Annotated in this window: 21 protein-coding genes; 15 read left to right on the top strand and 6 right to left on the bottom strand. The window is 70.0% G+C overall.

Features of this window, described 5'->3' with window-relative positions:
• Positions 1 to 22 precede the first annotated feature (22 nt).
• Complete coding sequence (locus CPCC7001_RS13680; RefSeq protein ID WP_006911681.1) at positions 23 to 763, bottom strand: peptidylprolyl isomerase; 741 nt, start codon at positions 761 to 763, stop codon at positions 23 to 25.
• A complete protein-coding gene (locus CPCC7001_RS13675) occupies positions 760 to 1332 on the bottom strand; it encodes a photosystem I assembly protein Ycf4 (protein WP_006911652.1) in 573 nt (190 codons plus the stop codon). Before CPCC7001_RS13675 ends, CPCC7001_RS13680 begins: the two co-directional genes overlap by 4 nt.
• A 168-nt stretch (positions 1333 to 1500) precedes the next feature.
• Between CPCC7001_RS13675 and psbD the strand changes: the two genes are divergently transcribed.
• The 3 genes from psbD to CPCC7001_RS14165 all read left to right on the top strand — a co-directional run bounded on the left by psbD (position 1501) and on the right by CPCC7001_RS14165 (position 4942).
• A complete protein-coding gene (gene psbD, locus CPCC7001_RS13670) occupies positions 1501 to 2559 on the top strand; it encodes a photosystem II D2 protein (photosystem q(a) protein) (RefSeq protein WP_006909677.1) in 1059 nt (352 codons plus the stop codon).
• Complete coding sequence (psbC, locus tag CPCC7001_RS13665; RefSeq protein ID WP_006911394.1) at positions 2543 to 3931, top strand: photosystem II reaction center protein CP43; 1389 nt, start codon at positions 2543 to 2545, stop codon at positions 3929 to 3931. Before psbD ends, psbC begins: the two co-directional genes overlap by 17 nt.
• A gap of 252 nt (positions 3932 to 4183) precedes the next feature.
• Complete coding sequence (locus CPCC7001_RS14165) at positions 4184 to 4942, top strand: YcgJ family protein (protein ID WP_006909572.1); 759 nt, start codon at positions 4184 to 4186, stop codon at positions 4940 to 4942.
• Between the two features lie 7 nt (positions 4943 to 4949).
• On the opposite strand, the gene CPCC7001_RS13655 is transcribed toward CPCC7001_RS14165, so the two are convergent.
• On the bottom strand, positions 4950 to 5516 hold the full coding sequence (locus tag CPCC7001_RS13655; protein ID WP_006909177.1) for a nucleoside triphosphate pyrophosphatase: 567 nt from the start codon (positions 5514 to 5516) through the stop codon (positions 4950 to 4952).
• 30 nt (positions 5517 to 5546) lie between these two features.
• Here CPCC7001_RS13655 and CPCC7001_RS13650 point away from each other — a divergent pair, with 30 nt between their 5' ends.
• Genes CPCC7001_RS13650 through CPCC7001_RS13640 form a run of 3 tightly spaced genes read left to right on the top strand, consistent with a single transcriptional unit; the run spans position 5547 to position 7689 of the window.
• A complete protein-coding gene (locus tag CPCC7001_RS13650; RefSeq protein WP_050757154.1) occupies positions 5547 to 5942 on the top strand; it encodes an Npun_F0494 family protein in 396 nt (131 codons plus the stop codon).
• An 8-nt stretch (positions 5943 to 5950) separates the two neighbouring features.
• Positions 5951 to 7444, top strand: a complete 1494-nt coding sequence (locus CPCC7001_RS13645) for a cobyric acid synthase (protein WP_006911061.1) — start codon at positions 5951 to 5953, stop codon at positions 7442 to 7444.
• Complete coding sequence (locus tag CPCC7001_RS13640) at positions 7444 to 7689, top strand: 2Fe-2S iron-sulfur cluster-binding protein (RefSeq protein ID WP_006909558.1); 246 nt, start codon at positions 7444 to 7446, stop codon at positions 7687 to 7689. Before CPCC7001_RS13645 ends, CPCC7001_RS13640 begins: the two co-directional genes overlap by 1 nt.
• Before the next feature lie 8 nt (positions 7690 to 7697).
• Here the strand turns inward: CPCC7001_RS13640 and mnmA are convergent, their stop codons facing one another.
• Positions 7698 to 8897 (bottom strand): tRNA 2-thiouridine(34) synthase MnmA, encoded by a 1200-nt coding sequence (gene mnmA, locus CPCC7001_RS13635; protein ID WP_006910131.1) that lies wholly within the window; start codon positions 8895 to 8897, stop codon positions 7698 to 7700.
• 62 nt (positions 8898 to 8959) lie between these two features.
• Here mnmA and CPCC7001_RS13630 point away from each other — a divergent pair, with 62 nt between their 5' ends.
• The 3 genes from CPCC7001_RS13630 to CPCC7001_RS13620 are packed head-to-tail and all read left to right on the top strand — an operon-like array spanning position 8960 to position 12717.
• A complete protein-coding gene (locus CPCC7001_RS13630) occupies positions 8960 to 10726 on the top strand; it encodes an NAD(P)H-hydrate epimerase (protein WP_225867255.1) in 1767 nt (588 codons plus the stop codon).
• Between the two features lie 52 nt (positions 10727 to 10778).
• Entirely contained in the window at positions 10779 to 11774 is a 996-nt protein-coding gene (locus CPCC7001_RS13625; protein WP_006911819.1) for a sigma-70 family RNA polymerase sigma factor, read from the top strand.
• Between the two features lie 28 nt (positions 11775 to 11802).
• Positions 11803 to 12717 (top strand): histone deacetylase, encoded by a 915-nt coding sequence (locus CPCC7001_RS13620; RefSeq protein WP_006911218.1) that lies wholly within the window; start codon positions 11803 to 11805, stop codon positions 12715 to 12717.
• Positions 12718 to 12741: 24 nt separating this feature from the next.
• On the opposite strand, the gene pdhA is transcribed toward CPCC7001_RS13620, so the two are convergent.
• A complete protein-coding gene (pdhA, locus tag CPCC7001_RS13615) occupies positions 12742 to 13872 on the bottom strand; it encodes a pyruvate dehydrogenase (acetyl-transferring) E1 component subunit alpha (protein ID WP_006909495.1) in 1131 nt (376 codons plus the stop codon).
• A 150-nt stretch (positions 13873 to 14022) separates the two neighbouring features.
• Here pdhA and CPCC7001_RS13610 point away from each other — a divergent pair, with 150 nt between their 5' ends.
• The 5 genes from CPCC7001_RS13610 to CPCC7001_RS13590 all read left to right on the top strand — a co-directional run bounded on the left by CPCC7001_RS13610 (position 14023) and on the right by CPCC7001_RS13590 (position 20040).
• Positions 14023 to 16077: an ARC6/PARC6 family protein gene (locus tag CPCC7001_RS13610; RefSeq protein WP_006911686.1), complete on the top strand. Its 2055-nt coding sequence runs from the start codon at positions 14023 to 14025 to the stop codon at positions 16075 to 16077.
• A 92-nt stretch (positions 16078 to 16169) separates the two neighbouring features.
• The gene (gene ffh / locus CPCC7001_RS13605) at positions 16170 to 17654 is read left to right on the top strand and encodes a signal recognition particle protein (protein ID WP_006910973.1); all 1485 of its coding nucleotides are present in this window, start codon (positions 16170 to 16172) and stop codon (positions 17652 to 17654) included.
• Positions 17655 to 17756: 102 nt separating this feature from the next.
• A complete protein-coding gene (rpsP, locus tag CPCC7001_RS13600) occupies positions 17757 to 18167 on the top strand; it encodes a 30S ribosomal protein S16 (protein WP_006909236.1) in 411 nt (136 codons plus the stop codon).
• A complete protein-coding gene (locus CPCC7001_RS13595; RefSeq protein ID WP_006910390.1) occupies positions 18164 to 19168 on the top strand; it encodes a PhoH family protein in 1005 nt (334 codons plus the stop codon). Before rpsP ends, CPCC7001_RS13595 begins: the two co-directional genes overlap by 4 nt.
• Positions 19169 to 19302: 134 nt before the next feature.
• Positions 19303 to 20040 carry a Bax inhibitor-1 family protein gene (locus CPCC7001_RS13590; protein ID WP_043370199.1) on the top strand — a complete coding sequence of 246 codons (738 nt, stop codon included), beginning with the start codon at positions 19303 to 19305 and terminating at the stop codon, positions 20038 to 20040.
• 105 nt (positions 20041 to 20145) lie between these two features.
• Here CPCC7001_RS13590 and CPCC7001_RS13585 read toward each other — a convergent pair whose 3' ends face one another.
• Positions 20146 to 20673: a hypothetical protein gene (locus tag CPCC7001_RS13585; RefSeq protein ID WP_043369171.1), complete on the bottom strand. Its 528-nt coding sequence runs from the start codon at positions 20671 to 20673 to the stop codon at positions 20146 to 20148.
• Positions 20674 to 20765: 92 nt separating this feature from the next.
• Between CPCC7001_RS13585 and era the strand changes: the two genes are divergently transcribed.
• The gene (era, locus tag CPCC7001_RS13580; protein ID WP_006910473.1) at positions 20766 to 21827 is read left to right on the top strand and encodes a GTPase Era; all 1062 of its coding nucleotides are present in this window, start codon (positions 20766 to 20768) and stop codon (positions 21825 to 21827) included.
• Positions 21828 to 21833 lie beyond the last annotated feature (6 nt).

Raw genomic sequence — 21833 nt, 5'->3', positions numbered from 1 at the left:
GACACCTGCGAACCGCTCCGGTTCAGACCCCACCTTTGACCAGCTTGCCGCCGGACACCAGGCTCGCCTTGGTGATCTTGTCCCCCTGGCGGATCGTGTCGATCACCTCCATCCCCTCACTCACCCGGCCGAAGACGGCGTAGCGACCATCCAGTTCCGGCAGGGCCTCCAGCGCCACATAGAACTGGGCGCTGGCGGAATTCGGATCGGCGGAGCGGGCCATCGCCACAGCTCCCCGCTGGTGGGCCAGGGCGAGCTGGCGGGTCACCCCCGGAGCCGTGAGGGGCTCGCCGTAGCGCGGGCTGGGCTCGTCCTGCAGCTTCACCTCAAGGGGGATCAGCCGCGCTTCACCGGTGTCGGGATCGATGTAGCTGCCGGTGCCGTACTGGCTGGGCGGCACCACCGGATTGGCGCTGGTCGGGTCGCCGCCCTGCACCACGAAGGGGGTGGGATCACGCACCACCCGGTGGAACACCGTGCCGTCATAGGCACCCCGCTTCACCAGGTCCACGAAATTTCCCGCCGTCAGCGGAGCCGCCTCCCCGTCCAGTTGGATCGTCACGGCCCCCTTGCTGGTCTGCAGGGACACGGTGGCCGGGCCGTTCAGGCAGGGGGTGGCGGCGGTGGCGCAACCGAGGGCTCCCTGGTTGGCCCGGTTCGCACTGCAGGCCGCCAGGGCGATGGGGGCCAGCAGCAGCACCAGGCCGAGGGCGCAGTGCCGGCCCAGCCGTCCCAGCCTGAAGCCGATGCCAGGAGTCTTCATACCCCCTCCAGGGGCACACCGAGAAACCGGGCCAGCTGGGCGCCGGAACTCTCCAGATCGGCCAGGGGCATGGGCTCACCGACGCGGGTGAGAGGCAGATCCCGGCGCCCCTGCAGCTTCAGCGCCAGTCGCCGGCGCGGGTTGAGTCCGTCCCGGACCTCCACCTTCACCGCCTGGATCTCCCGCAGAGGAATGTCCACATCGATCACCTGGCGGAAGCCGCGGCGGCGGATCCTGGCCGAACCGGCGGCACGGTCGAAGCGGTTGCTGCCGGCGCCCACATCCAGACCGATCACAGTCCACAGGTAGGACGCCAGCAGCACCGCGGCCACGCCGTAGAGCCCCATCACCAGCCCCTGGGGCACATAGACCAGCTCGGCCGGGTGGCCGATCGGCAGCAGATCCATCCCCAGGTAGCTCGAGAGGCTCGTGAGGAGGAAGCCCACGCCGCCGAGGCTCACCACCACGGCCATGGCCAGATTGGAGGGTCGGCGGGAGCCGAGCACCGGCTGCTCGAGCACGGCGGACTGGTCCTGCGCATCAGAGGCCTTCACGTCGGAGGGAGGCATCCAGGAATGGGGTGAATGGCGCCCATCCTGGCTCTTGGCCCCCCGACTGGGGGCCAGGATTGGAAGAAATACCTAAAAGCCAGTTGCGACAAGGGATTTCAGCCCGTTGCAACCTGCCTCGCGATCCCCGGGAACATTGTTACCATCGCCCGGTATCCCGCTTCCTCCATGACGATCGCTGTAGGGCGCGCGCCAGCGGCACGGGGATGGTTCGACGTCCTCGATGACTGGCTCAAGCGCGACCGTTTCGTATTTGTCGGGTGGTCCGGCCTGCTGCTCTTCCCCTGCGCCTACCTGGCGCTGGGCGGCTGGCTGACCGGCACCACCTTCGCCACCTCCTGGTACACCCACGGCATTGCCAGCTCCTACCTGGAGGGCTGCAACTTCCTCACCGCGGCGGTGAGCACCCCGGCCGATGCCATGGGCCACAGCCTGCTGCTGCTCTGGGGCCCGGAAGCCCAGGGTGACTTCGTGCGCTGGGTGCAGCTCGGTGGCCTCTGGCCGTTCGTGGCCCTGCACGGCGCCTTCGGTCTGATCGGCTTCATGCTGCGTCAGTTCGAGATCGCCCGTCTGGTGGGCATCCGTCCCTACAACGCCATCGCCTTCTCCGGTCCGATCGCGGTGTTCGTCAGCGTGTTCCTGATGTACCCCCTGGGTCAGAGCAGCTGGTTCTTCGCGCCCAGCTTCGGCGTGGCGGCCATCTTCCGCTTCCTGCTGTTCCTGCAGGGCTTCCACAACTGGACGCTGAACCCGTTCCACATGATGGGCGTGGCCGGCATCCTGGGCGGTGCGCTGCTGTGCGCCATCCACGGCGCCACGGTGGAGAACACCCTGTTCGAGGACGGCGAGCAGTCGAACACCTTTAAGGCGTTCGAGCCCACCCAGGAGGAGGAGACCTATTCGATGGTCACCGCCAACCGCTTCTGGAGCCAGATCTTCGGGATCGCCTTCTCCAACAAGCGCTGGCTGCACTTCTTCATGCTGTTCGTGCCGGTGATGGGTCTGTGGACCAGCAGCATCGGCATCATCGGCCTGGCCCTGAACCTGCGCGCCTACGACTTCGTGTCGCAGGAGATCCGCGCGGCGGAGGACCCCGAGTTCGAGACCTTCTACACGAAGAACATTCTTCTGAATGAAGGCATCCGCGCCTGGATGGCACCGGCTGACCAGCCGCACGAAAACTTCGTCTTCCCTGAAGAGGTACTGCCCCGTGGAAACGCCCTTTAATTCCGGCCTGGTGAGTGTCGGGGGCAAGGACCTCGACTCCACCGGCTACGCCTGGTGGGCCGGCAACGCCCGCCTGATCAACCTCTCCGGTCGCCTGCTCGGCGCCCACGTCGCCCACGCCGGCCTGATGGTCTTCTGGGCCGGCGCCATGATGCTCTTCGAGGTGAGCCACTTCACCTTCGACAAGCCCATGTACGAGCAGGGGCTGATCTGCATGCCCCACGTGGCCACCCTCGGCTACGGCGTGGGTCCTGGCGGTGAGGTCACCGATCTCTATCCCTTCTTCGTGGTGGGGGTGCTCCACCTGATCAGCTCGGCCGTGCTCGGCCTGGGTGGTCTGTATCACGCCCTGCGCGGTCCTGAGATCCTGGAGAACTACTCCTCCTTCTTCTCCCAGGACTGGCGCGACAAGAATCAGATGACCAACATCATTGGTTATCACCTGATTCTTCTGGGCGTCGGCGCCCTGCTGCTGGTCTTCAAGGCCATGTTCTTCGGCGGTGTCTACGACACCTGGGCACCGGGCGGCGGCGACGTGCGCCTGATCACCAACCCCACCCTCAACCCCGGTGTGATCTTCGGCTATCTCACCCGCGCTCCCTTCGGTGGTGAGGGCTGGATCATCGGGGTGGACTCGATGGAAGACATCATCGGCGGCCACATCTGGATCGGCCTGATCTGCATCTTCGGTGGCATCTGGCACGTGATCACCAAGCCCTTCGGCTGGGTGCGCCGTGCCTTCATCTGGAACGGTGAGGCCTACCTGAGCTACAGCCTCGGCGCGCTCAGCCTGATGAGCTTCATCGCCTCGTCCTACATCTGGTTCAACAACACCGCCTACCCCTCGGAGTTCTACGGCCCGACCAACGCCGAAGCCTCCCAGGCCCAGAGCTTCACCTTCCTGGTGCGCGACCAGCGTCTCGGCGCCAACATCGGCTCCGCCATGGGTCCCACCGGTCTGGGCAAGTACCTGATGCGCTCCCCCACCGGCGAGATCATCTTCGGGGGTGAGACCATGCGCTTCTGGGATTTCCGCGGTCCCTGGCTGGAGCCCCTGCGGGGCCCCAACGGCCTGAGCCTCGACAAGCTCCAGAACGACATTCAGCCCTGGCAGGTGCGCCGCGCGGCGGAGTACATGACCCACGCCCCCAACGCGTCCCTGAACTCGGTGGGCGGCATCATCACCGAGCCCAACTCGGTGAACTTCGTGAACATCCGCCAGTGGCTGGCCTCCACGCAGTTCGTGCTGGCCTTCTTCTTCCTGGTGGGACACCTCTGGCACGCCGGCCGCGCCCGCGCCGCCGCCGCCGGTTTCGAGAAGGGGATCGACCGTCAGGCCGAGCCCACCCTGGCCATGCCGGACCTCGACTGAGTCCCCATCGGGGTTCTTCCCCATCGGAATCCCTTCCCTGGACCTCCGCCTTCCGGCGGGGGTCTTTTTTTGGCTTCGACCCCACGGCTAAGGCCCCAAGGCTTCAGGACCTGCCAGGTTGCTGGGGCGGGCCTGTCAGATCTGGTCAGATCTCGCGGGCTGCCGGTCATGGCTGGGACAGACAGGCTCCATAGCGTCGTGGGCGCGCCGCAGGACGTCCTGCCGGTCGCCACTCCCACACACCTGTCCACCATGACCACCCCCACTCCAACGATTCGCCAGCTGCTGCCGGAGCTGCGCGAACGGAGCCTCACCGCCCTGGCGGCCGGGGCGGCCGCCATCGCCGGCCTGCTCTGCACGGCTGCCCCGGCCGATGCCCTCCCCAGAGGCGTGTCCAGCCCGAGCGACGGCGTGATCTGTGATGCGGCGGCCCAGAGCTGCTACACCCGCGACGGCGTTTCGCTGCAGGACACCCGCCGCTACTTCGGGCCCCAGGCCGAGCGGCGGCTGTGGGTCGACCTGATCGGCCGCAGGCCCTCCCAGGAGTTCAGCCTCAGCAACGGCACCCGCTGCGATCTCAGGGAGGAAACCTGCTGGAGCGACAACGGCGGCCGCCGACGCCCGGAGCAGACCATGACCCGCGATCTGTTCGCCAAGGTGTCACGCCCTGACCGGGACGTGACCTCCTACCAGGGGCGTTGCAGCCTGGTGGATGGCACCACCGTGCTGCACAACGGCGACTGCGCGCTGCGGCTGGTGGAGCGCCGCAATGGCGTGACCCGCTACGTGGTGACCCAGCCGGATGGACGCCGCTTCAATTTCACCGACCGCAGCGGTCGCCTGGAGGTGACCGATGCCACCGGCACCTCGGCCGTGACCTTCATCGACCACGGCTACACCGGTGTGTTCCGCTGGCGCACGCTCACGCTGGTGGCCACGCGGGAGAACCAGGGGCTGCAGCGGGCTCGCAACGCCAGCGACGGCATCGGGGAGCTGTTCAGCGATCGCTGAGGGCCGCTCAGTCGAGCAGCCAGCGGCGCAGCAGCGGCAGGCTGAGGCCGATCACGTTGCTGAAACAGCCTTCCAGCCGCTCGATCAGCATCCCCCCGCGACCCTCGAGGGCGAAGCCACCCGCGCAGCGCAAGGGTTCCCCGCTGGCCACATAGGCGGCGATGGCCGCCTCCCCCACCGGGGCAAACACCACCCGGGTGGTGACCACCTCCAGCAGAGTGTTGCCACCCGGGCGGAGCAGACAGTGGCCGGTGTGGAGCTCCCCCCAGCCTCCGGCCATGCGGCGCCAGCGCGCCGTGGCCTCGGCGGCGTCCCGCGGCTTGCCGAAGGTCTCCCCCCCGAACACCAGCACCGAGTCGCAGCCGAGCACCGGTGATGCCACCGGCTGAGCCGCCTCGTCGGCGGCCGCCCATACGGCCTGGGCTTTCGCCTGCGCCAGCTGCTGCACCAGCTGGCGCGGATCGGGCTGGTGGATGGCCTCCTCATCCACACCGCTCACCTGAACGCGATGGGGAATGCCCGCCTGCTCCAGCAGGCGCCGGCGTGCCGGGGAGGCGGAAGCGAGAACCAGCATCGGCCGTGGCGGGTCAGGGAGAATCCCCCCATGAAACGACGGCCGCCCAACGGCACCCCTGCCCCCCATCAGGACGGCCGCTCGTGGGTGCGGGCCTCCCAGGCCCTGCGCTGCCTGCCGTTCCGCCGCGCGTTCTACGAGCTGGTGGCCTCCACCCCCCTGAGCAGCAGCGCCTTCTGCCGGCTGCCCGAGGCCGGCCGCCTCTGCCGCCGCCCGATGGGGGTAGCGCGGGTGGAGCAGCACTGGCTGTGGCTGATCCGGCTGGGGGTGCTGCGACGGGAGGTGGATGGCCAGGGCCTCACCGAACGGGTGCGGCTCACGCCGATGGGCCGCGACCTGCTGGATCAGTGGCCCGGAGAGATCCCGGAGGCCCCCCTGCTGGAGCGCCTCCACCACCAGCTGCGGCGCAGCCGGCCGCGCCTGTGACGGCGCTCATGGTGCTCGGAACCAGCAGCGGTGCCGGCAAGTCGCTGATGACCGCGGCCCTCTGCCGGGCGCTGCGGCGGCGGGGGGAGCAGCCCCTGCCGTTCAAGGGGCAGAACATGAGCAACAACGCCTGGGTGGACGAGGGCGGCGGCGAGATGGCCTACTCCCAGGCCCTCCAGGCCTGGGCCGCTGGGCTCGAGCCCCGCTGCACGATGAATCCCGTGCTGCTCAAGCCCCAGGGGGACAGCACCAGCGAGGTGATCCACCTGGGGCAAAGCGTGGGCATCGCCCGGGCCGAGCACTACTACCGCGACTGGTTCCGGCCCGGCTGGGCGGCGATCCGTCAGGGGCTGCGGGAGCTGCAGGCCGGCCATCCAGGCGGGCGGCTGGTGCTGGAGGGGGCCGGCAGCCCGGTGGAGGTGAACCTGCAGGCCCGCGACCTCACCAACCTGCGCCTGGCCCAGTTCCTGCGGGCCCGCTGCCTGCTGGTGGCCGACATCGAGCGGGGCGGGGTGTTCGCCCAGCTGGTGGGCACCCTGGCCCTGCTCTCTCCCGTGCAGCGTCCCCTCATCCGGGGGCTGCTGATCAACCGCTTCCGCGGCCGCCGCGAACTGTTCGACAGCGGACGTCAGTGGCTCGAGCAGCACACCGGCATTCCCGTACTCGGTGTGATGCCCTGGCTGGATGAACTCTTCCCCCCCGAAGACTCCCTCGACCTGCTGGAGCGGCGCGGCCGCAAACCGCAGGCGGATCTCCAGATCACGGTGCTGAAGCTGCCCTCCCTGAGCAACTTCTCCGATCTGGACCCCCTGGAGGCCGAACCCAGCGTGCAGCTGCGCTGGCAGAGCCCCGAGGAGCCGCTCGGCCAGCCCGATGCGGTGATCCTGCCGGGAAGCAAGCAGACCCTGCGCGACCTGGCCGCCCTGCACCGCCACGGCTGGAAGGAGCAACTGCAGGCCCATCTGCAGCGCGGCGGCCAGGTGTTCGGCCTGTGCGGCGGCCTGCAGATGCTGGGGCAGGAGCTGCAGGATCCCGAGGCCCTGGAAGGCAGCGGCCCCCAGGTGGGGCTCGGGCTGTTGCCCCTGCGCACCCGCTACGGCCGCAGCAAAGCGCTGCGGCAGCGGCACAGTCTGGCCCTGTGGCCCGCCGGCCCCGGCGCGGCGCAGGAGCTGCAGGGGTTCGAGCTGCATCGGGGCCGCACCACCACGATCCCCACCGAAGCCGAAGCCCGGCTCCCCCATCCTCTGGCGGCAGAGGGTGGACTGGGCTGGTGGCAGCCGGTGGGCACGCAGGGGGGCGTCGTGGCCGGCACCTACCTGCACGGCGTCTTCGACGCCGGACCCTGGCGCCGCCGCTGGCTGAACCTGCTCCGGCAGCGCCGCGGACTGGCCCCCCTGAGCGAACATCAGCCCAGCCATGCCCAGCAGCGCGATGCCCTGCTGGATCGGCTGGCCGATGCCTTCGAGGCCCACGTGGATCTGACTCCCCTGCTGAACCCCTGATGCCCCCAGGCCCCATCCCCATCCACTGGCCCGATGGCTCCTGCACCTCGGCGCAGCCCGGTTGTCCCTGGCTGGAGGCGGCCCAACAGGCCGGCATGATGATCCCCACCGGTTGCCTGGGGGGCAGCTGCGGCGCCTGTGAGATCGAAGTGAATGGGCGCGTGGTGCGGGCCTGCATCGCCACGGTGCCCTCGAGCCGCTGCGGCAGCCTCACGGTGGAACTGGCCACCGACCCGTACTGGTGAAACCGGCCTCAGGCCTGGATCAAGCCGCCGCCCAGCAGCACCTCGCCCGCGTAGAACACGGCCGCCTGGCCTGGGGTGATCGAAAACTGCTCCTCGGCGAACTCCAGGCGCACCCGGTGCGGGCGCTGGGCAGCCTGGTCCACCTCGGTGGCGGGCAGGGGGGTGAGCAGGGCCCACTCCGGCGCGCTGCGGTAGCGCACCTGAACCATCACCTCCAGAGGCGCGTCCGGAGCGGCCATCGACACCCAGTTCACAGCCCCCACCACGCAGTCGCCGCGGGCCGCTTCCCGCCGTGGCGCCACCACCACCCGGTTGAAGGCCGCATCCAGCCGCACCACGTGCAGCGGTTCGCTCCAGGCCACGCCAAGCCCCTTGCGCTGGCCGATGGTGAAGTGCTCGATGCCGTCATGCCGGCCTACCACCCGGCCGTCCTGGAGCACGATCTCGCCGTCGCGAGGGGGCAGGTGGGCATCGAGGAAGGCGCGCATCGAGCCGTGGTGATCGGCCAGGCAGAGGTCCTGACTCTCGGGCTTGTGGGCGGTACGCAGCCCATGCCGCTCGGCCTCCTGGCGGGTGTCGGGCTTGGTGAGCTCCCCGAGGGGGAACACGAGGCGCCCCAGCACCTCCTGGGGCAGGTCGTAGAGGAAATAGCTCTGGTCCTTGCGGGCATCGAGCCCCCGCAGCAGCTGATGCCGTCCCCGGCCATCGCCCGGCACGGGCAGAGGGTCGGCGGCATCGGCGCGGCGCACGCGGGCGTAGTGGCCTGTGGCCAGCCGCTCCAGACCCCGCTGCTCCCGGGCCCACGCCAGCATCGGAGCGAATTTCACCTCCCGGTTGCAACGGGAGCAGGGCAGGGGCGTGACCCCGGCGGCGTAGCCGTCCACCAGGAAATCGACGATCTGGGCGCGGAAATGGTCGCGGAAATCGACCACGTGGTGGGGTACCCCCAGCTGCTCGCAGATGCCCGCGGCATCCACCAGCCCTTCGGCGCAGCAGGCTCCCTTGCCGCTCATCAGCCAGAGGGTGAGCCCCTCCACCTCCCAGCCGGCCTCCACGAGCAGGGCGGCGGTGAGGGAGCTGTCCACGCCGCCGGAGAGCCCCACCGCCACCCGGTGCTCACCGGGCCAGTGGCGCAGCCGCTCCAGGGCCTCGGCGCCAGCGGGCGTGGCCGCACGGGCTGGGGCGGGCGCAGCGGCGCGGCACGGCACTTGGGCGGCGCTGGTCAACGGGCGACGGCAGGGGGGGCTCCCTCCATCATGAAGGGACGTCCGTGCGGGTTGCCGTGCCTGCCCCCTCCTCCCGCACCCCCGGGCCGCCTCGGGCGGCGATGGCCAGGGACTGGCCCGGCCGCGATGCCGCCCACCTGCTGGTGCGCGGGGAGCAGATGGCCGCCCTGGAGACCCAGCTGTTCGCGCAGGGCATGCCGATGGAGGCCCTGATGGAGAAGGCGGGGCTCGCCCTGAGCCAACGGCTGCTCACCGGCGACGCCCCGAGGCTGCGAAGCGAGGGCGCCGTGGTGCTGGTGGGCCCCGGCCACAACGGCGGCGATGGCCTGGTGGTGGCACGGGAGCTCCACCTGGCCGGCATCGCCGTGCGGGTGTGGTGCCCCTTCGAGCGGCTCAAGCCCCTCACCGCCGCGCACCGCCGCTACGCCGCCTGGCTCGGCATTCCGATCGCCGCCGAGCCGCCCGATCCCGGCGACCCCTGCCTGTGGGTCGATGCCCTTTTCGGCCTCAACCAGAGCCGACCGCCCGGGGAGAGCCTGGAGTCTCTGCTGGCGGCGCGGGAGCGGGAGAGACCAGGGGGCCTGGTGGCGATCGACGTGCCCACGGGCCTCTGCAGCGACAGCGGCCGCTGCCTGGGGGCGGCGGCGGCCCGGGCCAGTCGCACCCTTTGCCTGGGGCTGGTCAAGCTCGGCCTGATCCAGGACCTCGCCCTGCACTGGGTGGGGGCCCTGGAGATGGTGCCGCTGGGGTTGCCGGCGCCGCTGCTGGGGGCCTTGCCGCCCGAGCAGCCCCTGGGCCTGCGCTGGGAGGACCTGGCCGGCGCCCCCTGGCCCCGCCCGCCGGTGGCGGCGTCGAAATACGAGCGCGGGCGGGTTCTCCTGGTGACCGGCAGCCTGCGCTACCCAGGGGCGGCCCAGCTGGCCGTGCTGGGGGCCGGCGCCAGTGGCTGCGGCAGTCTGCGCATGGCAGCCCCGGCGGCCCTGGCTGAAGCCCTCACCGCCCGGGCCCCCCACCTGGTGCTGGAGCCGCCCCTCGACTGCGATCCCCATGGAGCGCTGCTGCTGGGCGGCCTGGCCGACCGTGACCTGGAGAGGCTCGATGCCGTGCTGGTGGGCCCCGGTCTCGGCCGGCTTGGGCTGGGGCAGGACCACCCCGCAGCCGCCGAAGAACGGCGGGCCTGGGGGCAGCTGCAGCGCTTCAGCGGCCTGCTGGTGCTGGATGCCGATGGTCTCAACCGTCTCTGCGTGGCGGGGGCCGGCGGCCCCGACACCGCGCCAGAAGCCTGGCTGCGCGGCCGGTCAGGCCCCACCTGGCTCACGCCCCATGGGGGGGAATTCGGCCGCCTGTTTCCAGCCCTGGCCGCGGCATCCCCGCCCCAGGCCGCCTGCCGGGCGGCGGCGACGGCAGGCGTGAGCCTGGTGCTCAAGGGCGCCCACAGCGTGGTGGCAGCCCCCGATGGCCGCTGCTGGCAGCTGTGCGAGGCCGAGCCGAGCGCCGCCCGCAGCGGGCTCGGGGATGTGCTGGCGGGCTACACAACAGGCCTCGGAGCCGTGGCGATCGCCGCGGGGCCAAAGGCGGACGCGGCGTTGCTGGCAACCGCCGTGCTCGCCCATGCCGCGGCGGGCGGACGGGTGAGACAGGCCCTGGGACCGGGGAGCTGCACGCCGATGGCGGTGGCCCAGGCGCTGGCAGAACTGGATCCCGAGCTGATGACAGCGGCACGCAACACGGAGACGACAGACGGAACGTGTGTAATCAGCCACATTGATCGTGTGCTTTTGCAAGCAAAAGCTGAAGGGTTATGGAAATAACATCGGATCTAGCCATTTCGAGCAGATAGTATTACTCCTCGACTGCTGACCCATGAAATCCTCGTCCCTGGGCGCCAGTACCAACGAGAGCAGTTCCAGCCAGAGCACTCCCATCAGGGGCGGAACCAGCCAGAGCAGTCGCACCAGCGAGAGCAGTCGCAGGCGCAGCAGTGATCCGATCAGCTGGTACCTGGCCAGCATCGGCCGGGAACCTCTGCTCACTCCCGCGGAGGAGATCGAGCTGGGCAATCAGGTGCAGGCCATGATGCAGTTGCTGGAGGCCGCCAAACCCAGCTACAGCGACCACGAGAAGAAACTGCTGCGGATCGGCAAGCGTTCCAAGCAGCGGATGATGAAGGCGAACCTTCGTCTGGTGGTGAGTGTCGCCAAGAAGTACCAGGGCAAGGGCCTCGAACTGCTCGATCTGATCCAGGAAGGATCCCTGGGTCTGGAGCGGGCCGTGGAGAAATTCGACCCCACCCGCGGCTACAAGTTCTCCACCTACGCGTTCTGGTGGATCCGCCAGAGCATGACCCGCGCCATCGCCTGCCAGTCGCGCACGATCCGCCTGCCGGTGCATCTGAGCGAACGGCTCAGCGCCATCCGCAAGGTGAGCCTGGATCTGGCCCACAAGCTGGGCGCCATGCCCAGCCGCCACGAGATCGCTGAGGCGATGGACATGCCCCTCGACGAGCTCGACGGCCTGCTGCGCCAGGCCCTCACCACCTCCAGCCTCGATGCGCCGGTGAACGGCGACGAAGGGCGCAGCTTCCTGGGTGACCTCATCGCCGACTCCAGCGAGGAGGAGCCCCTGGATCGGGTGGAACGGGGGCTCAACCACGAGCAGCTCGACCACTGGATGAACCACCTCAGCGAGCAGGAGCGCCATGTGCTCCAGCTCCGCTTCGGTCTGGAAGGCCGGGACAGGCACACCCTGGCGGAGATCGGCCGCCAGCTGGACGTGTCGCGGGAACGGGTGCGGCAGGTGGAGCTGAAGGCCCTGCGTAAGCTGCGCAACCTCACCCGCCGCCTGCCCAGCGGCATCTGACGCTCCCCCGGCGGAGCCCTCCGGCCTGGTGCGTCCGCCGCTCGTCTACCACCCCGCCTACTCCGCCCCGCTGCCGAGCAGCCATCGCTTCCCGATGGCCAAGTTCCGGATGCTGCTGGAGCGGTTGCTGCAGCTCGATCTGGCGACTCCCGCCGCGCTGCATCAGCCGCTGCCGGTGCCACGCCGTTGGCTCGAGGCCGTGCATCCCCGTGCCTACCACCAAGCCTTTGCTCGGGCCGAGCTCAGCCATGCCGACCAGCGGCGGATCGGCCTGCCGGCCACCCAGCCCCTGGTGCGCCGCACCTGGCTTTCGGTGGGGGGCACCCTGCTCACCGCACGCCTGGCCCTGCGCCACGGACTCGCCTGCCATCTGGCGGGCGGAACCCACCATGCCTTCCCCACCTACGGCAGCGGCTTCTGCATCTTCAACGATGTGGCCGTGGCCTGCTCGGTGCTGCTCCAGGAAGGGGCCGTCAGGCGCCTGCTGGTGGTGGACCTGGATGTGCACCAGGGCGATGGCACCGCGGCGATCTTCGCGGCAGAGCCCCGCGTGTTCACGCTCTCGGCCCATGGGGCCAGCAACTTCCCCCTGCGCAAGCAGACCAGCGACCTCGACATCCCGCTGAGCGACGGGATGGAAGACCAGGAGTACCTGGTGGCGATCGGCAGCCATCTGCCGGATCTGCTGGATCAGCTTCAGCCCGATCTGGTGCTCTACAACGCCGGTGTGGACCCCCACCGCGACGACCGGCTGGGCCGGCTCTGCCTGAGCCATGCCGGACTGATCAACCGCGACCGGCTGGTGCTCGAGGCCTGCCTGCGCCGCCGCATCCCGGTGGCCACGGTGATCGGCGGTGGCTACGGACCTCTGCAGGAGCTGGTGGAACGCCATTGCCTGGTGTTCCGCGCGGCCGCGGAACAGGCCCGGCTCCACGGCCTCTGATCTGGTCCCGGATCGCTCCTCGGCTCAGTCTTCGGCCCAGATGTAGCGGGTGAGCTCGGCGGGATCGGGCTCCGGAGCCTCGAGGGCGAAACTCACGCAGTCGGCGATCTCGGCATCGATCTCCTTGTCGATGGCCTTGAGCTCATCGGCCGTGGCCAGACCCTGCTCCACCAGGCTGGCCGCCAGGCGCTTGATCGGGTCGCGCTTGGCCCAGAACTCCTTCTCGGCCTCGGCCCGCAGCTCGTCGGGATCGGCCAGGGAGTGGCCGCGGTAGCGGTAGGTGAGGCACTCCAGCAGGGTGGGGCCTTCACCGGCCCGCGCCCGCTCGATGGCCCGCTGGGCAGCGGCGCGCACCGCCAGCACGTCCATGCCGTCCACTTCTTCGCCCGCCATGCCGAAGGCCGCGGCCTTGCGCCAGATCTCGGGATCACTGGTGGCACGGTTGTGGTCCATGCCGATGGCCCACTTGTTGTTCTCCACCACGAACAGGATCGGCAGCTTCCAGAGGGCCGCCATGTTGAGGCACTCGTAGAACTGGCCGATGTTGCAGGTGCCGTCGCCGAAGAAGGCGGCGGTCACGGCATCGCTGCCGCTATCGCCGAGGGCATCGCGCTTGTAGCGGCTGGTGAAGGCCGCGCCCAGAGCCACCGGGATCCCCTCGCCGATGAAGGCGTAGCCCCCCAGCAGGTGATGCTCCCTGGAGAACAGGTGCATGGAGCCACCGCGGCCCTTGCTGCAGCCGGTTTCCTTGCCGAACAGCTCGCTCATCACCTGGCGGGCCGGCACACCGCAGCTGAGGGCATGCACGTGGTCGCGGTAGGTGCTGCAGAACCAGTCGTGCTGGGCCCGCATGGCCTTGATCACCCCCGTGCTCACGGCTTCCTGGCCGTTGTAGAGGTGCACGAAGCCGAACATCTTGCCGCGGTAGTACATCTCCGCGCACTTGTCCTCGAAGCGGCGGCCGAGCACCATGTCCCGGTAGAGCATCAGGCCCTCGTCCCGGTTCACCGTGGCCGGAGTGGCCGGATAGAGGTTCTCGAGGCGCTCGGCATGGGGACCGGCCCCGAAGCCAGCGTCGGCGGAACAGCCCGGTGCGCCGCTTGCGGCGAGGCCTGAGGCCGCCGTGATGTCGCGACTGGTGTCAGCCTGGGTCATGTCGGAAAGCGCCTCAGAAACTCCCGCGAAGGGGCCTTTGGTCGTGGTGGATGCTGCCTGAACTGTACGGGGTCTGGCCGCAGGAACTGTTGGAAGGGCAGCCAACACCGAAGACCCTGACTACAGTCAACCTCCAGTGGCCAGCCCGGGTTGGAACTGCCGATCGATCACTTCCGGTTGCTCGGTGTTAGCCCGACCACGGATGCCCAGACCGTTCTCCGGACCCTGGAGCAGCGGCTCAACCGTCCGCCTGACCACGGGTTCACCCCCGAGACCCTGCAGGCCCGGGAATCGTTGCTGCGGCTGAGCGCCGATCTGCTCACCGACAGCGCCAGGCGCGAGGCCTACGAATCTGAGCTCACGGCCCTGGCCACCAGTGGCACGCCCCTCCAGGCCGGCCTGGAGATCCCCACCAGCCGGGAACTCGGCGGGCTGCTGCTCCTGCTGGAGGCGGATCAGCCCCTGGAGTGCTTCAACCTGGCGCGGCGGGGCCTCCAACCTCCCCAGGCGCCCACCCTCGGCAGTGGTCGCGAGACCGATCTGAGCCTGCTGGCGGGCCTGGCCTGCCTGGCCGGCGGGGAAGAACTGCAGCGCCACCGCCGCTACGAAGCTGCCGCCCACACCCTGCGGGAAGGCCTGCAGCTGCTGCAGCGGATGGGGCAGCATCCGCATCTGCGCCAGCAGATCAGCGACGAGCTCCGGCGGCTTCGGCCCTTCCGGGTGCTGGACCTGCTCAGCCGCAGCCTGGCAGCCGCCGATGAACGGGCCGAAGGCGTCACCCTGCTCGAGGAACTGGTGCGGGAGCGGGGCGGTCTGGAAGGCCGCGACGACCCCACCCTCACGCCGGAGGAGTTCCAGGCCTTCTTCAAGCAGATCCGGGCTTACCTCACCGTGCAGGAGCAGGTGGATCTGTTCAGCCGCTGGGCCGACAACTCCCCGGCTGCCGATTTCCTCGCCAGCACGGCCCTCACCGCCTCGGGGTTCGCCCAGCGGAAACCGGATCGCATCGCCGCAGCCATGCAGCGGCTGGAGGCCACGGGCCAGGAGGGGGTGCAACCGTTGCTGGCCTGTCTTCATCTGCTCCTGGGGCAGGTGGAGGCGGCCCAGCACGCCTTCCGGCAGGGGGCCAGCCCGGAGCTGCAGGAGTGGGCGGAGCAGCAGAGCAGCGATCCCCTGGCTCAGCTCTGTGCCTACTGCACCGACTGGCTGGCCCGGGATGTGCTGCCCGGCTACCGCGATCTGGAGGCCGATCCCGACCTGGAGGCCTACTTCGCCGACCGCGACGTGCAGGCCTACATCAACCGCCTGGCACCGCCCCCCCTGCCGTCCTCCGGCCCGGAGGCCTCTCCCTTCCCGGAGACCTGGACCCTGGACAGGGACGATCCGGGCGGTGTGCCCCCATTCACCTCCCAGGTCTGGAGCAGCACCGAGGAGCTCACCGGGGCGGGATCCGGGGGCGGATCCGAGGCGGAATCCGGGGCCGAATCCGAGAACGAACTGCTGGACGACGACGAGCCCTGGATCGGCGGCTGGTGGCCGCGCCGCTGGCGGCTGCCGGAGTTCCCGGAGCTGCCCTGGCCGCCCCCCCTCGTCCCTCGCCAGTGGCGGATCACCGCTGCCGCCACCGCCATCCTGCTGGCCGGTGGAGCCTGGCTGCTGCTCCGCCCCCAGCCGCAAGCCACCCCGATCCCGGTGGAGCCCAGCCCTGACGCCGAGGCCCCCCAACCCCCCGCTTCAGGCAGTCCAGACGCGGCCGCCGGCACACCCGCGCCAGGCGGCACCAGCCCCTCTGCGGCGCAGGCCACCGTGCCGCTCACGACGGCCGCTCCCACCGAGGCCGACCTGCAGGGCCTGCTGGAAACCTGGCTGGCGGCCAAGGCGGCGGTGCTGGCGGGCCAGCCGGGCCCACTCCCGCTCGAGCAGCTGGCCCGTCCCGTTCAGATCGACCGGCTCCAGCAGGAACGCCGGCAGGATGAGGCCCAGCAGCAGACCCAGAGGGTCGAGGCCAAGGTGGAGGGCCTCACGATCGAGGCCCGCAGCTCCGGGCGCATCGCCGTGCTGGCGACCATCAGCTACCGCGACCAGCGCCTGGATGCCGAGGGCAAGCCGACGGAATCCAGCGCCGCCCTCACCCTCCGCAACCGCTACGTGTTCGGACGTGATGGCGAGGCCTGGCGCCTGGCGAGCTTCGGCCCCGTGCGCTGATCCTCTCCCCAGCCACTCCCCCGGCGGCGCGGGTTTTTACGATCCGGGGCTGCGGCCACCGCCGCCCCACCCTCCCCTGCGCCCCCACCGCGATGTTCGACGAGCTTTCCCAGCGGTTTGAAGACGCCGTCAAGAACCTGCGCGGCCAGGGGGCGATCAGCGAGAGCAATGTCGAAGGCGCCCTGAAGGATGTGCGCCGGGCCCTTCTGGAGGCGGACGTGAGCCTGCCGGTGGTGAAGGACTTCGTGGACGAGGTGCGCCGCAAGGCCGTCGGCGCCGAGGTGGTGCGTGGCATCAGCCCGGATCAGAAGTTCATCCAGGTGGTGCATGAGCAGCTCGTCGACACCATGGGGGGCGAGAACGCGCCGCTGGCGGCGGGGGGCAAGCCCGGCGAGCCCTCGGTGGTGCTGATGGCCGGCCTGCAGGGCGCCGGCAAGACCACCGCCACCGCCAAGCTGGGCCTCCATCTCAAGGAACAGGGCCGCCGGGCCCTGCTGGTGGGGGCCGACGTCTACCGGCCGGCGGCCATCGAGCAGCTCAGGACTCTGGGAGGGCAGATCGGAGTGGAGGTGTTCAGCCTCGGCACCGAAGCCAGACCGGAGGACATCGCCGCCGCCGGAGTGGAGAAAGCCCGGGAGGAGGGCTTCGACACGGTGCTGGTGGACACCGCCGGCCGGCTCCAGATCGACACCTCGATGATGGAGGAGATGGTGCGGATCCGGGAGGCCGTGCAGCCCGATGAGGTGCTGCTGGTGGTGGATTCGATGATCGGCCAGGAGGCCGCCGAACTCACCCGTGCCTTCCACGAGCAGGTGGGCATCACCGGCGCCGTGCTCACCAAGCTCGACGGCGACTCCCGCGGTGGCGCCGCCCTCTCCATCCGCAAGGTGAGCGGCGCCCCGATCAAGTTCATCGGCACCGGCGAGAAGGTGGAAGCGCTGCAGCCGTTCCACCCCGAGCGGATGGCCAGCCGCATCCTCGGCATGGGCGATGTGCTCACGCTGGTGGAGAAGGCGCAGAAGGAGGTGGAGCTGGCCGATGTGGCGCGGATGCAGCAGAAGCTTCAGGAGGCCAGCTTCGACTTCTCCGACTTCGTGCAGCAGATGCGGCTGATCAAGCGGATGGGGTCCCTGGGGGGCCTGATGAAGATGATCCCGGGGATGAACAAGATCGACGACGGCATGCTCAAGCAGGGGGAGCAGCAGCTCGGAAAGATCGAGTCGATGATCAGCTCGATGACCGCCGCCGAGCGGGAGAATCCCGACCTGCTGGCTTTGATGCCGTCGCGACGGCGCCGCATCGCCAAGGGGAGCGGCCACACCCCCGCCGAGGTGGACAAGGTGCTGGCCGATTTTCAGCGCATGCGGGGCTTCATGCAGCAGATGACCAAAGGCGGCGGCATGCCGGGGATGCCCGGGATGGGGGGCATGCCCGGGATGGGCGGCGGATTCCCCGGCATGGGCGGCTTTCCCGGCATGCCGGGGATGGGCGGTCCGGCGGGCGCTGGCGGCCGCGGTGGTGGAAGCCGCAAGGCCAACAGGCCGCCCAAGAAGCGGAAGGGCTTCGGCGAGCTCTGACTGGCAAGCTCTGGATGGTGACCCCTGGATGCCGACCTCCGAACCCGAGCCTGTACCCCAGCAGGTACATTGGTTGTTTGGACACCTAACGGCACAGCCACGATGATCAAGCTCCGCCTGAAGCGGTTCGGCAAGAAGCGGGAAGCGAGCTTCCGCCTGGTGGCCACCAACAGCACCTCCCGCCGGGATGGGCGTCCGCTCGAGGAGCTGGGCTTCTACAACCCCCGCACCAAGGAAACGCGGCTGAACACCGAGGCCATCCGTGCCCGGCTGGCCCAGGGCGCCCAGCCCACCGACACGGTGCTCACCCTGCTCGAGCGGGGTGGCCTGGTGGAGAAGACCGTGCGCGCCTCGGTGACGGCAGGTCAGGCCAAGCAGGCCGCGGCCCGCGACGCTGCCGCCAAGCAGGCGGCCAGGGAAGCGGCCCAGGCCAAGGCCGCCGCTGAGGCTGAAGCTGCAGCGAGCAAGGCGGCTGAGGAGGCTGCGGCCGCCGAGCCCGCTGCCGAGGCTTGAGCTCCAGCGCCACCGCGGACCCTGGAGGGCGCAGCAGCACCTCCATCGCCCTGCCCAACTCCGCCGCCGCGCTGGCCCTGGCCGGCCCGGCCGAAGCCACTCTGCGCCAGGTGGAGGCCCTCACCGGTGCCTCCCTGGTCCTGCGGGGACTCGACCTCTGGATCGCCGCCCGCCCACGCCAGCTGCAGCGCGCCACGGCGCTGGTGGAAATGCTCAGGCCCCTGTGGGACCAGGGCCAGGCCATCGGACCGGTGGACCTGCAGACCGCGCTCCAGGCCCTCGACACCGACCGGGGCGAGGAGCACCGCGCCCTCGGTGAGCACGTGCTGGCCCGCAGCCAGAGCGGCCAGCTGCTGCGGCCCCGCACCCTGCGCCAGAAGACCTACGTGGAGGCCATGGAGCGCCACGACCTCACCCTGGCGCTCGGACCGGCCGGCACCGGCAAGACCTTCCTGGCCACGGTGCTGGCGGTGCGGATGCTGAATGAACGCAAGGTGCAGCGGCTGATCCTGACCCGGCCCGCCGTGGAAGCCGGCGAGCGGCTCGGCTTCCTTCCCGGCGATCTGCAGCAGAAGGTGGATCCCTACCTGCGCCCCCTCTACGACGCCCTGCACGCCCTGCTGGGGGCTGAGCGCACCTCCGCCCTGCTGGAGAAGGGGGTGATCGAGGTGGCGCCGCTGGCGTACATGCGGGGCCGCACGCTGGCGGACGCCTTCGTGATCCTGGATGAGGCCCAGAACACCACCAGCGCCCAGATGCGGATGGTGCTCACCCGGCTCGGCGAAAACTCCCGGATGGTGGTCACCGGGGATCCCACCCAGCTGGATCTGCCCCCCGGTGTCACCAGCGGCCTCAACGAAGCCGCCGAAGTGCTGGAAGGCGTGGAAGGGGTGGCCATCTGCCGGCTGAGCGCCGCCGACGTGGTGCGCCATCCCCTGGTGCAGCGCCTGGTCACCGCCTATGCCCAGCGGGACGCCCGCCGCCAGCCCAGGCGCCCCTGAGCAGGGGCGAGCGGATCCCCAGGCCGTGAGCCGCCGGTTCCCAGGGGGAGATCCGCACCTCAGGCGGGCCCTGAGGCTCTGTCAGGCCCCCTCCGCCACTGGCAGGATGGATGGAGTTCGAAACCTGGTGCGCCATGCCGGCCAGCAGCAATTTTCAGGAGGCCATCCGCGAGGCGCAATCCAGCGCCCTCGTGGGGCCCAACGTGGTCAACAAGGCCCTGCCCTACGTGGGTGGAGGCATGGTGCTCACCGCCGGCGGCGTGCTGGGCGGCCTCACCCTCATGGCCAGCAGCCCCGGGCTGTTCATGCCCCTGTTCTGGGTGGCCCTGATCGGCAACTTCATCCTCTTCTTCGTGGCCCAGAACGTGGCCAGCAAGGGGAACAACAGCACTGCGCTGCCCCTGCTCGCCGCCTACAGCCTGATCACCGGCTTCACCCTCAGCGGCATCGTGGCCTACGCCCTCAGCGTGGCGGGTGTCGGCGCCATCGGCACCGCCACCCTGGCCACGGGCATCACCTTCGTGGTGGCGTCGTTCACCGGCCGCCGCATGAGCGACAGCGTCGGTCAGGCCCTCACCGGCGTGGTGGGTCTGGGGATCGTCGGCCTGCTGATCGCCATGGTGGTGCAGATCGTGGGCAGCCTGTTCGTGCCTGGCATGTTCGGCGGCAACGGCTTCGAGCTGCTGATCGCCGGCTTCGGCACCGTGCTGTTCATCGGTGCCGCCTTCGTGGACTTCTACACGATGCCCCGCACCTACAGCGACGACCAGTACCTGGCCGGAGCCCTGGGGATGTACCTCACGTACATCAACCTGTTCATCTTCATCCTGCGCCTGATCATCGCCCTGCAGGGCGGTGGTCGTCGCGACTGACGACTGACCATTGCGGCCTGGCCTCAGCCGGCACCCGTGCATCAGCGCCCTCCGGGGCGCTTTTTTCATGGGTGACCGCGGCAGCCCGAGCAGCCGCTCGGAACCTCAGCCTTCCGCCACCGCCTCCACCGCCGCAGCGATCGCCCGGCGCTGGTCGGCGTCGTACCCCCAGCGATCGAGAAACGCCACATCCTCCCCCTCGCCACGGCCGGCGGCGGCCAGGAGGACTTCCAGCCGCTGCTTCACCGCATGGGGATCGAGCAGGCGCAGCAGTTCGGTGCAGCGGCTGGCCACCCGCTCCGAGGCGCTCTGCTGGGCCGCATCGCCACCACGGCCATGGTGCAGGGCCATGGCCGTGCTCATGGCCAGGTTGCGGGCCGAGAGATCCACCACCCCCTCGCCGGCCGCCCGCAGCTGCAGCACCAGCGGCTCGGGCAGCCGGTCCATCAGCGGGCAGTCGCCGGCAAGGCTCACCACGAAGAAGCCCCGGGCCCCATCGCGGGCGGCCACCAGTTCCGCCACCCGATCCGCCAGCACCTCGTCGCTGAGCTCGCCGTTCTCCCACAACCCCAGCCACTGGGCCGTGATCTCCATGGCCTGCTGGAAGGTGGGCTCAAGGGGCGTGGTGGTCATGGCGCCGGGACTGGGGAGAAGAAAGGACACGCTGCCCTAGAGGTTATGGACCCGGCGGCCCCCAACGGCCAGGGGCTGACAATCTGGACCCCATGCAGTCAACCGAGCCACCCGCCAACTCCCGTTCCGACGAGCCCGCCGCCGAGCGGGCTGGGGAGGGGGTGCTGCTGCCCGTTCCCGATCCGGCCGAATCGGCCCGCCTGCTCGGCGACAACCCAGCCGCTGCAGCGTTCCGCTCCGGCTTCGTGGCCCTGATCGGTCGGCCGAACGTGGGCAAGTCCACCCTGCTCAACCAGCTGGTGGGCCAGAAGGTGGCCATCACCTCCCCGGTGGCCCAGACCACCCGCAACCGGCTGCGGGCCATCCTCACCACGCCCACGGCCCAGCTGGTGCTGCTCGACACGCCGGGCATCCACAAGCCCCACCACCTGCTCGGCGAGCGGCTGGTGAAGACGGCCCGCGGCGCCATCGGCGAGGTGGACGTGGTGCTGCTGCTGGTGGACGGCAGCCAGAGGGCCGGCCGCGGCGATGGCTTCATCGTCGAACTGCTGCGCCACTGCCGCGCCCCGGTGCACGTGGCCCTCAACAAGCACGATCTGGTGTCTGGCGATCAGGCGGCGGCCCTGGCCCAGAGCTACCGCGACCTGCTGGGCGGTCGGGGCGATGTCGCCATGCCGGAGCGAAGCGAACCCCTGGACTGGCCCCTCCACCCGGTGAGTGCCCTCACCGGCGAGGGCACCGCCGAACTGGTGGAGGCCCTGAGCAGCGACCTGCCGCCGGGCCCCCACCTCTACCCGGCCGATGCGGTGAGCGATCAGCCCGAGCAGCTGCTGATGGCGGAACTGATCCGCGAGCAGGTGCTCAGCCACACCCGCGAGGAAGTGCCCCACTCGGTGGCCGTGAGCATCGACCGGGTGGTGGAGGACGGCCCCCGCACGGCCGTGCTGGCCACCGTGCTGGTGGAGCGCTCCAGCCAGAAAGGCATCCTGATCGGCAAGGGCGGACGGATGCTGAAGACGATCGGCCAGGGTGCCCGCCTGCAGATGGAGAAGGTGTTCTCCGGGCCGGTGTATCTGGAGCTGTTCGTGAAAGTGGTGCCGGGCTGGCGCCGCAGCGCCGCCCGCCTGGCCGAGCTGGGCTACAGGGGCGATTGAGGGAGG

It is taken from the genome of Cyanobium sp. PCC 7001, from assembly GCF_000155635.1.
Taxonomy (GTDB): Bacteria; Cyanobacteriota; Cyanobacteriia; order PCC-6307; family Cyanobiaceae; genus NIES-981.
Note: the sequence above shows the minus strand (reverse complement) of the source record. Positions and strands in the feature narration are given on the sequence as shown.

What these genes read in the sequence shown, in the direction of transcription:
- CPCC7001_RS13680 (WP_006911681.1), bottom strand. Translation starts at nt 763, where the DNA reads ATGAAGACTCCTGGCATCGGCTTCAGGCTGGGACGGCTGGGCCGGCAC.
- CPCC7001_RS13675 (WP_006911652.1), bottom strand. Translation starts at nt 1,332, where the DNA reads ATGCCTCCCTCCGACGTGAAGGCCTCTGATGCGCAGGACCAGTCCGCC.
- psbD (WP_006909677.1), top strand. Translation starts at nt 1,501, where the DNA reads ATGACGATCGCTGTAGGGCGCGCGCCAGCGGCACGGGGATGGTTCGAC.
- CPCC7001_RS14165 (WP_006909572.1), top strand. Translation starts at nt 4,184, where the DNA reads ATGACCACCCCCACTCCAACGATTCGCCAGCTGCTGCCGGAGCTGCGC.
- CPCC7001_RS13655 (WP_006909177.1), bottom strand. Translation starts at nt 5,516, where the DNA reads ATGCTGGTTCTCGCTTCCGCCTCCCCGGCACGCCGGCGCCTGCTGGAG.
- CPCC7001_RS13650 (WP_050757154.1), top strand. Translation starts at nt 5,547, where the DNA reads ATGAAACGACGGCCGCCCAACGGCACCCCTGCCCCCCATCAGGACGGC.
- CPCC7001_RS13645 (WP_006911061.1), top strand. Translation starts at nt 5,951, where the DNA reads ATGGTGCTCGGAACCAGCAGCGGTGCCGGCAAGTCGCTGATGACCGCG.
- CPCC7001_RS13640 (WP_006909558.1), top strand. Translation starts at nt 7,444, where the DNA reads ATGCCCCCAGGCCCCATCCCCATCCACTGGCCCGATGGCTCCTGCACC.
- CPCC7001_RS13625 (WP_006911819.1), top strand. Translation starts at nt 10,779, where the DNA reads ATGAAATCCTCGTCCCTGGGCGCCAGTACCAACGAGAGCAGTTCCAGC.
- pdhA (WP_006909495.1), bottom strand. Translation starts at nt 13,872, where the DNA reads ATGACCCAGGCTGACACCAGTCGCGACATCACGGCGGCCTCAGGCCTC.
- ffh (WP_006910973.1), top strand. Translation starts at nt 16,170, where the DNA reads ATGTTCGACGAGCTTTCCCAGCGGTTTGAAGACGCCGTCAAGAACCTG.
- rpsP (WP_006909236.1), top strand. Translation starts at nt 17,757, where the DNA reads ATGATCAAGCTCCGCCTGAAGCGGTTCGGCAAGAAGCGGGAAGCGAGC.
- CPCC7001_RS13590 (WP_043370199.1), top strand. Translation starts at nt 19,303, where the DNA reads ATGCCGGCCAGCAGCAATTTTCAGGAGGCCATCCGCGAGGCGCAATCC.
- CPCC7001_RS13585 (WP_043369171.1), bottom strand. Translation starts at nt 20,673, where the DNA reads ATGACCACCACGCCCCTTGAGCCCACCTTCCAGCAGGCCATGGAGATC.
- era (WP_006910473.1), top strand. Translation starts at nt 20,766, where the DNA reads ATGCAGTCAACCGAGCCACCCGCCAACTCCCGTTCCGACGAGCCCGCC.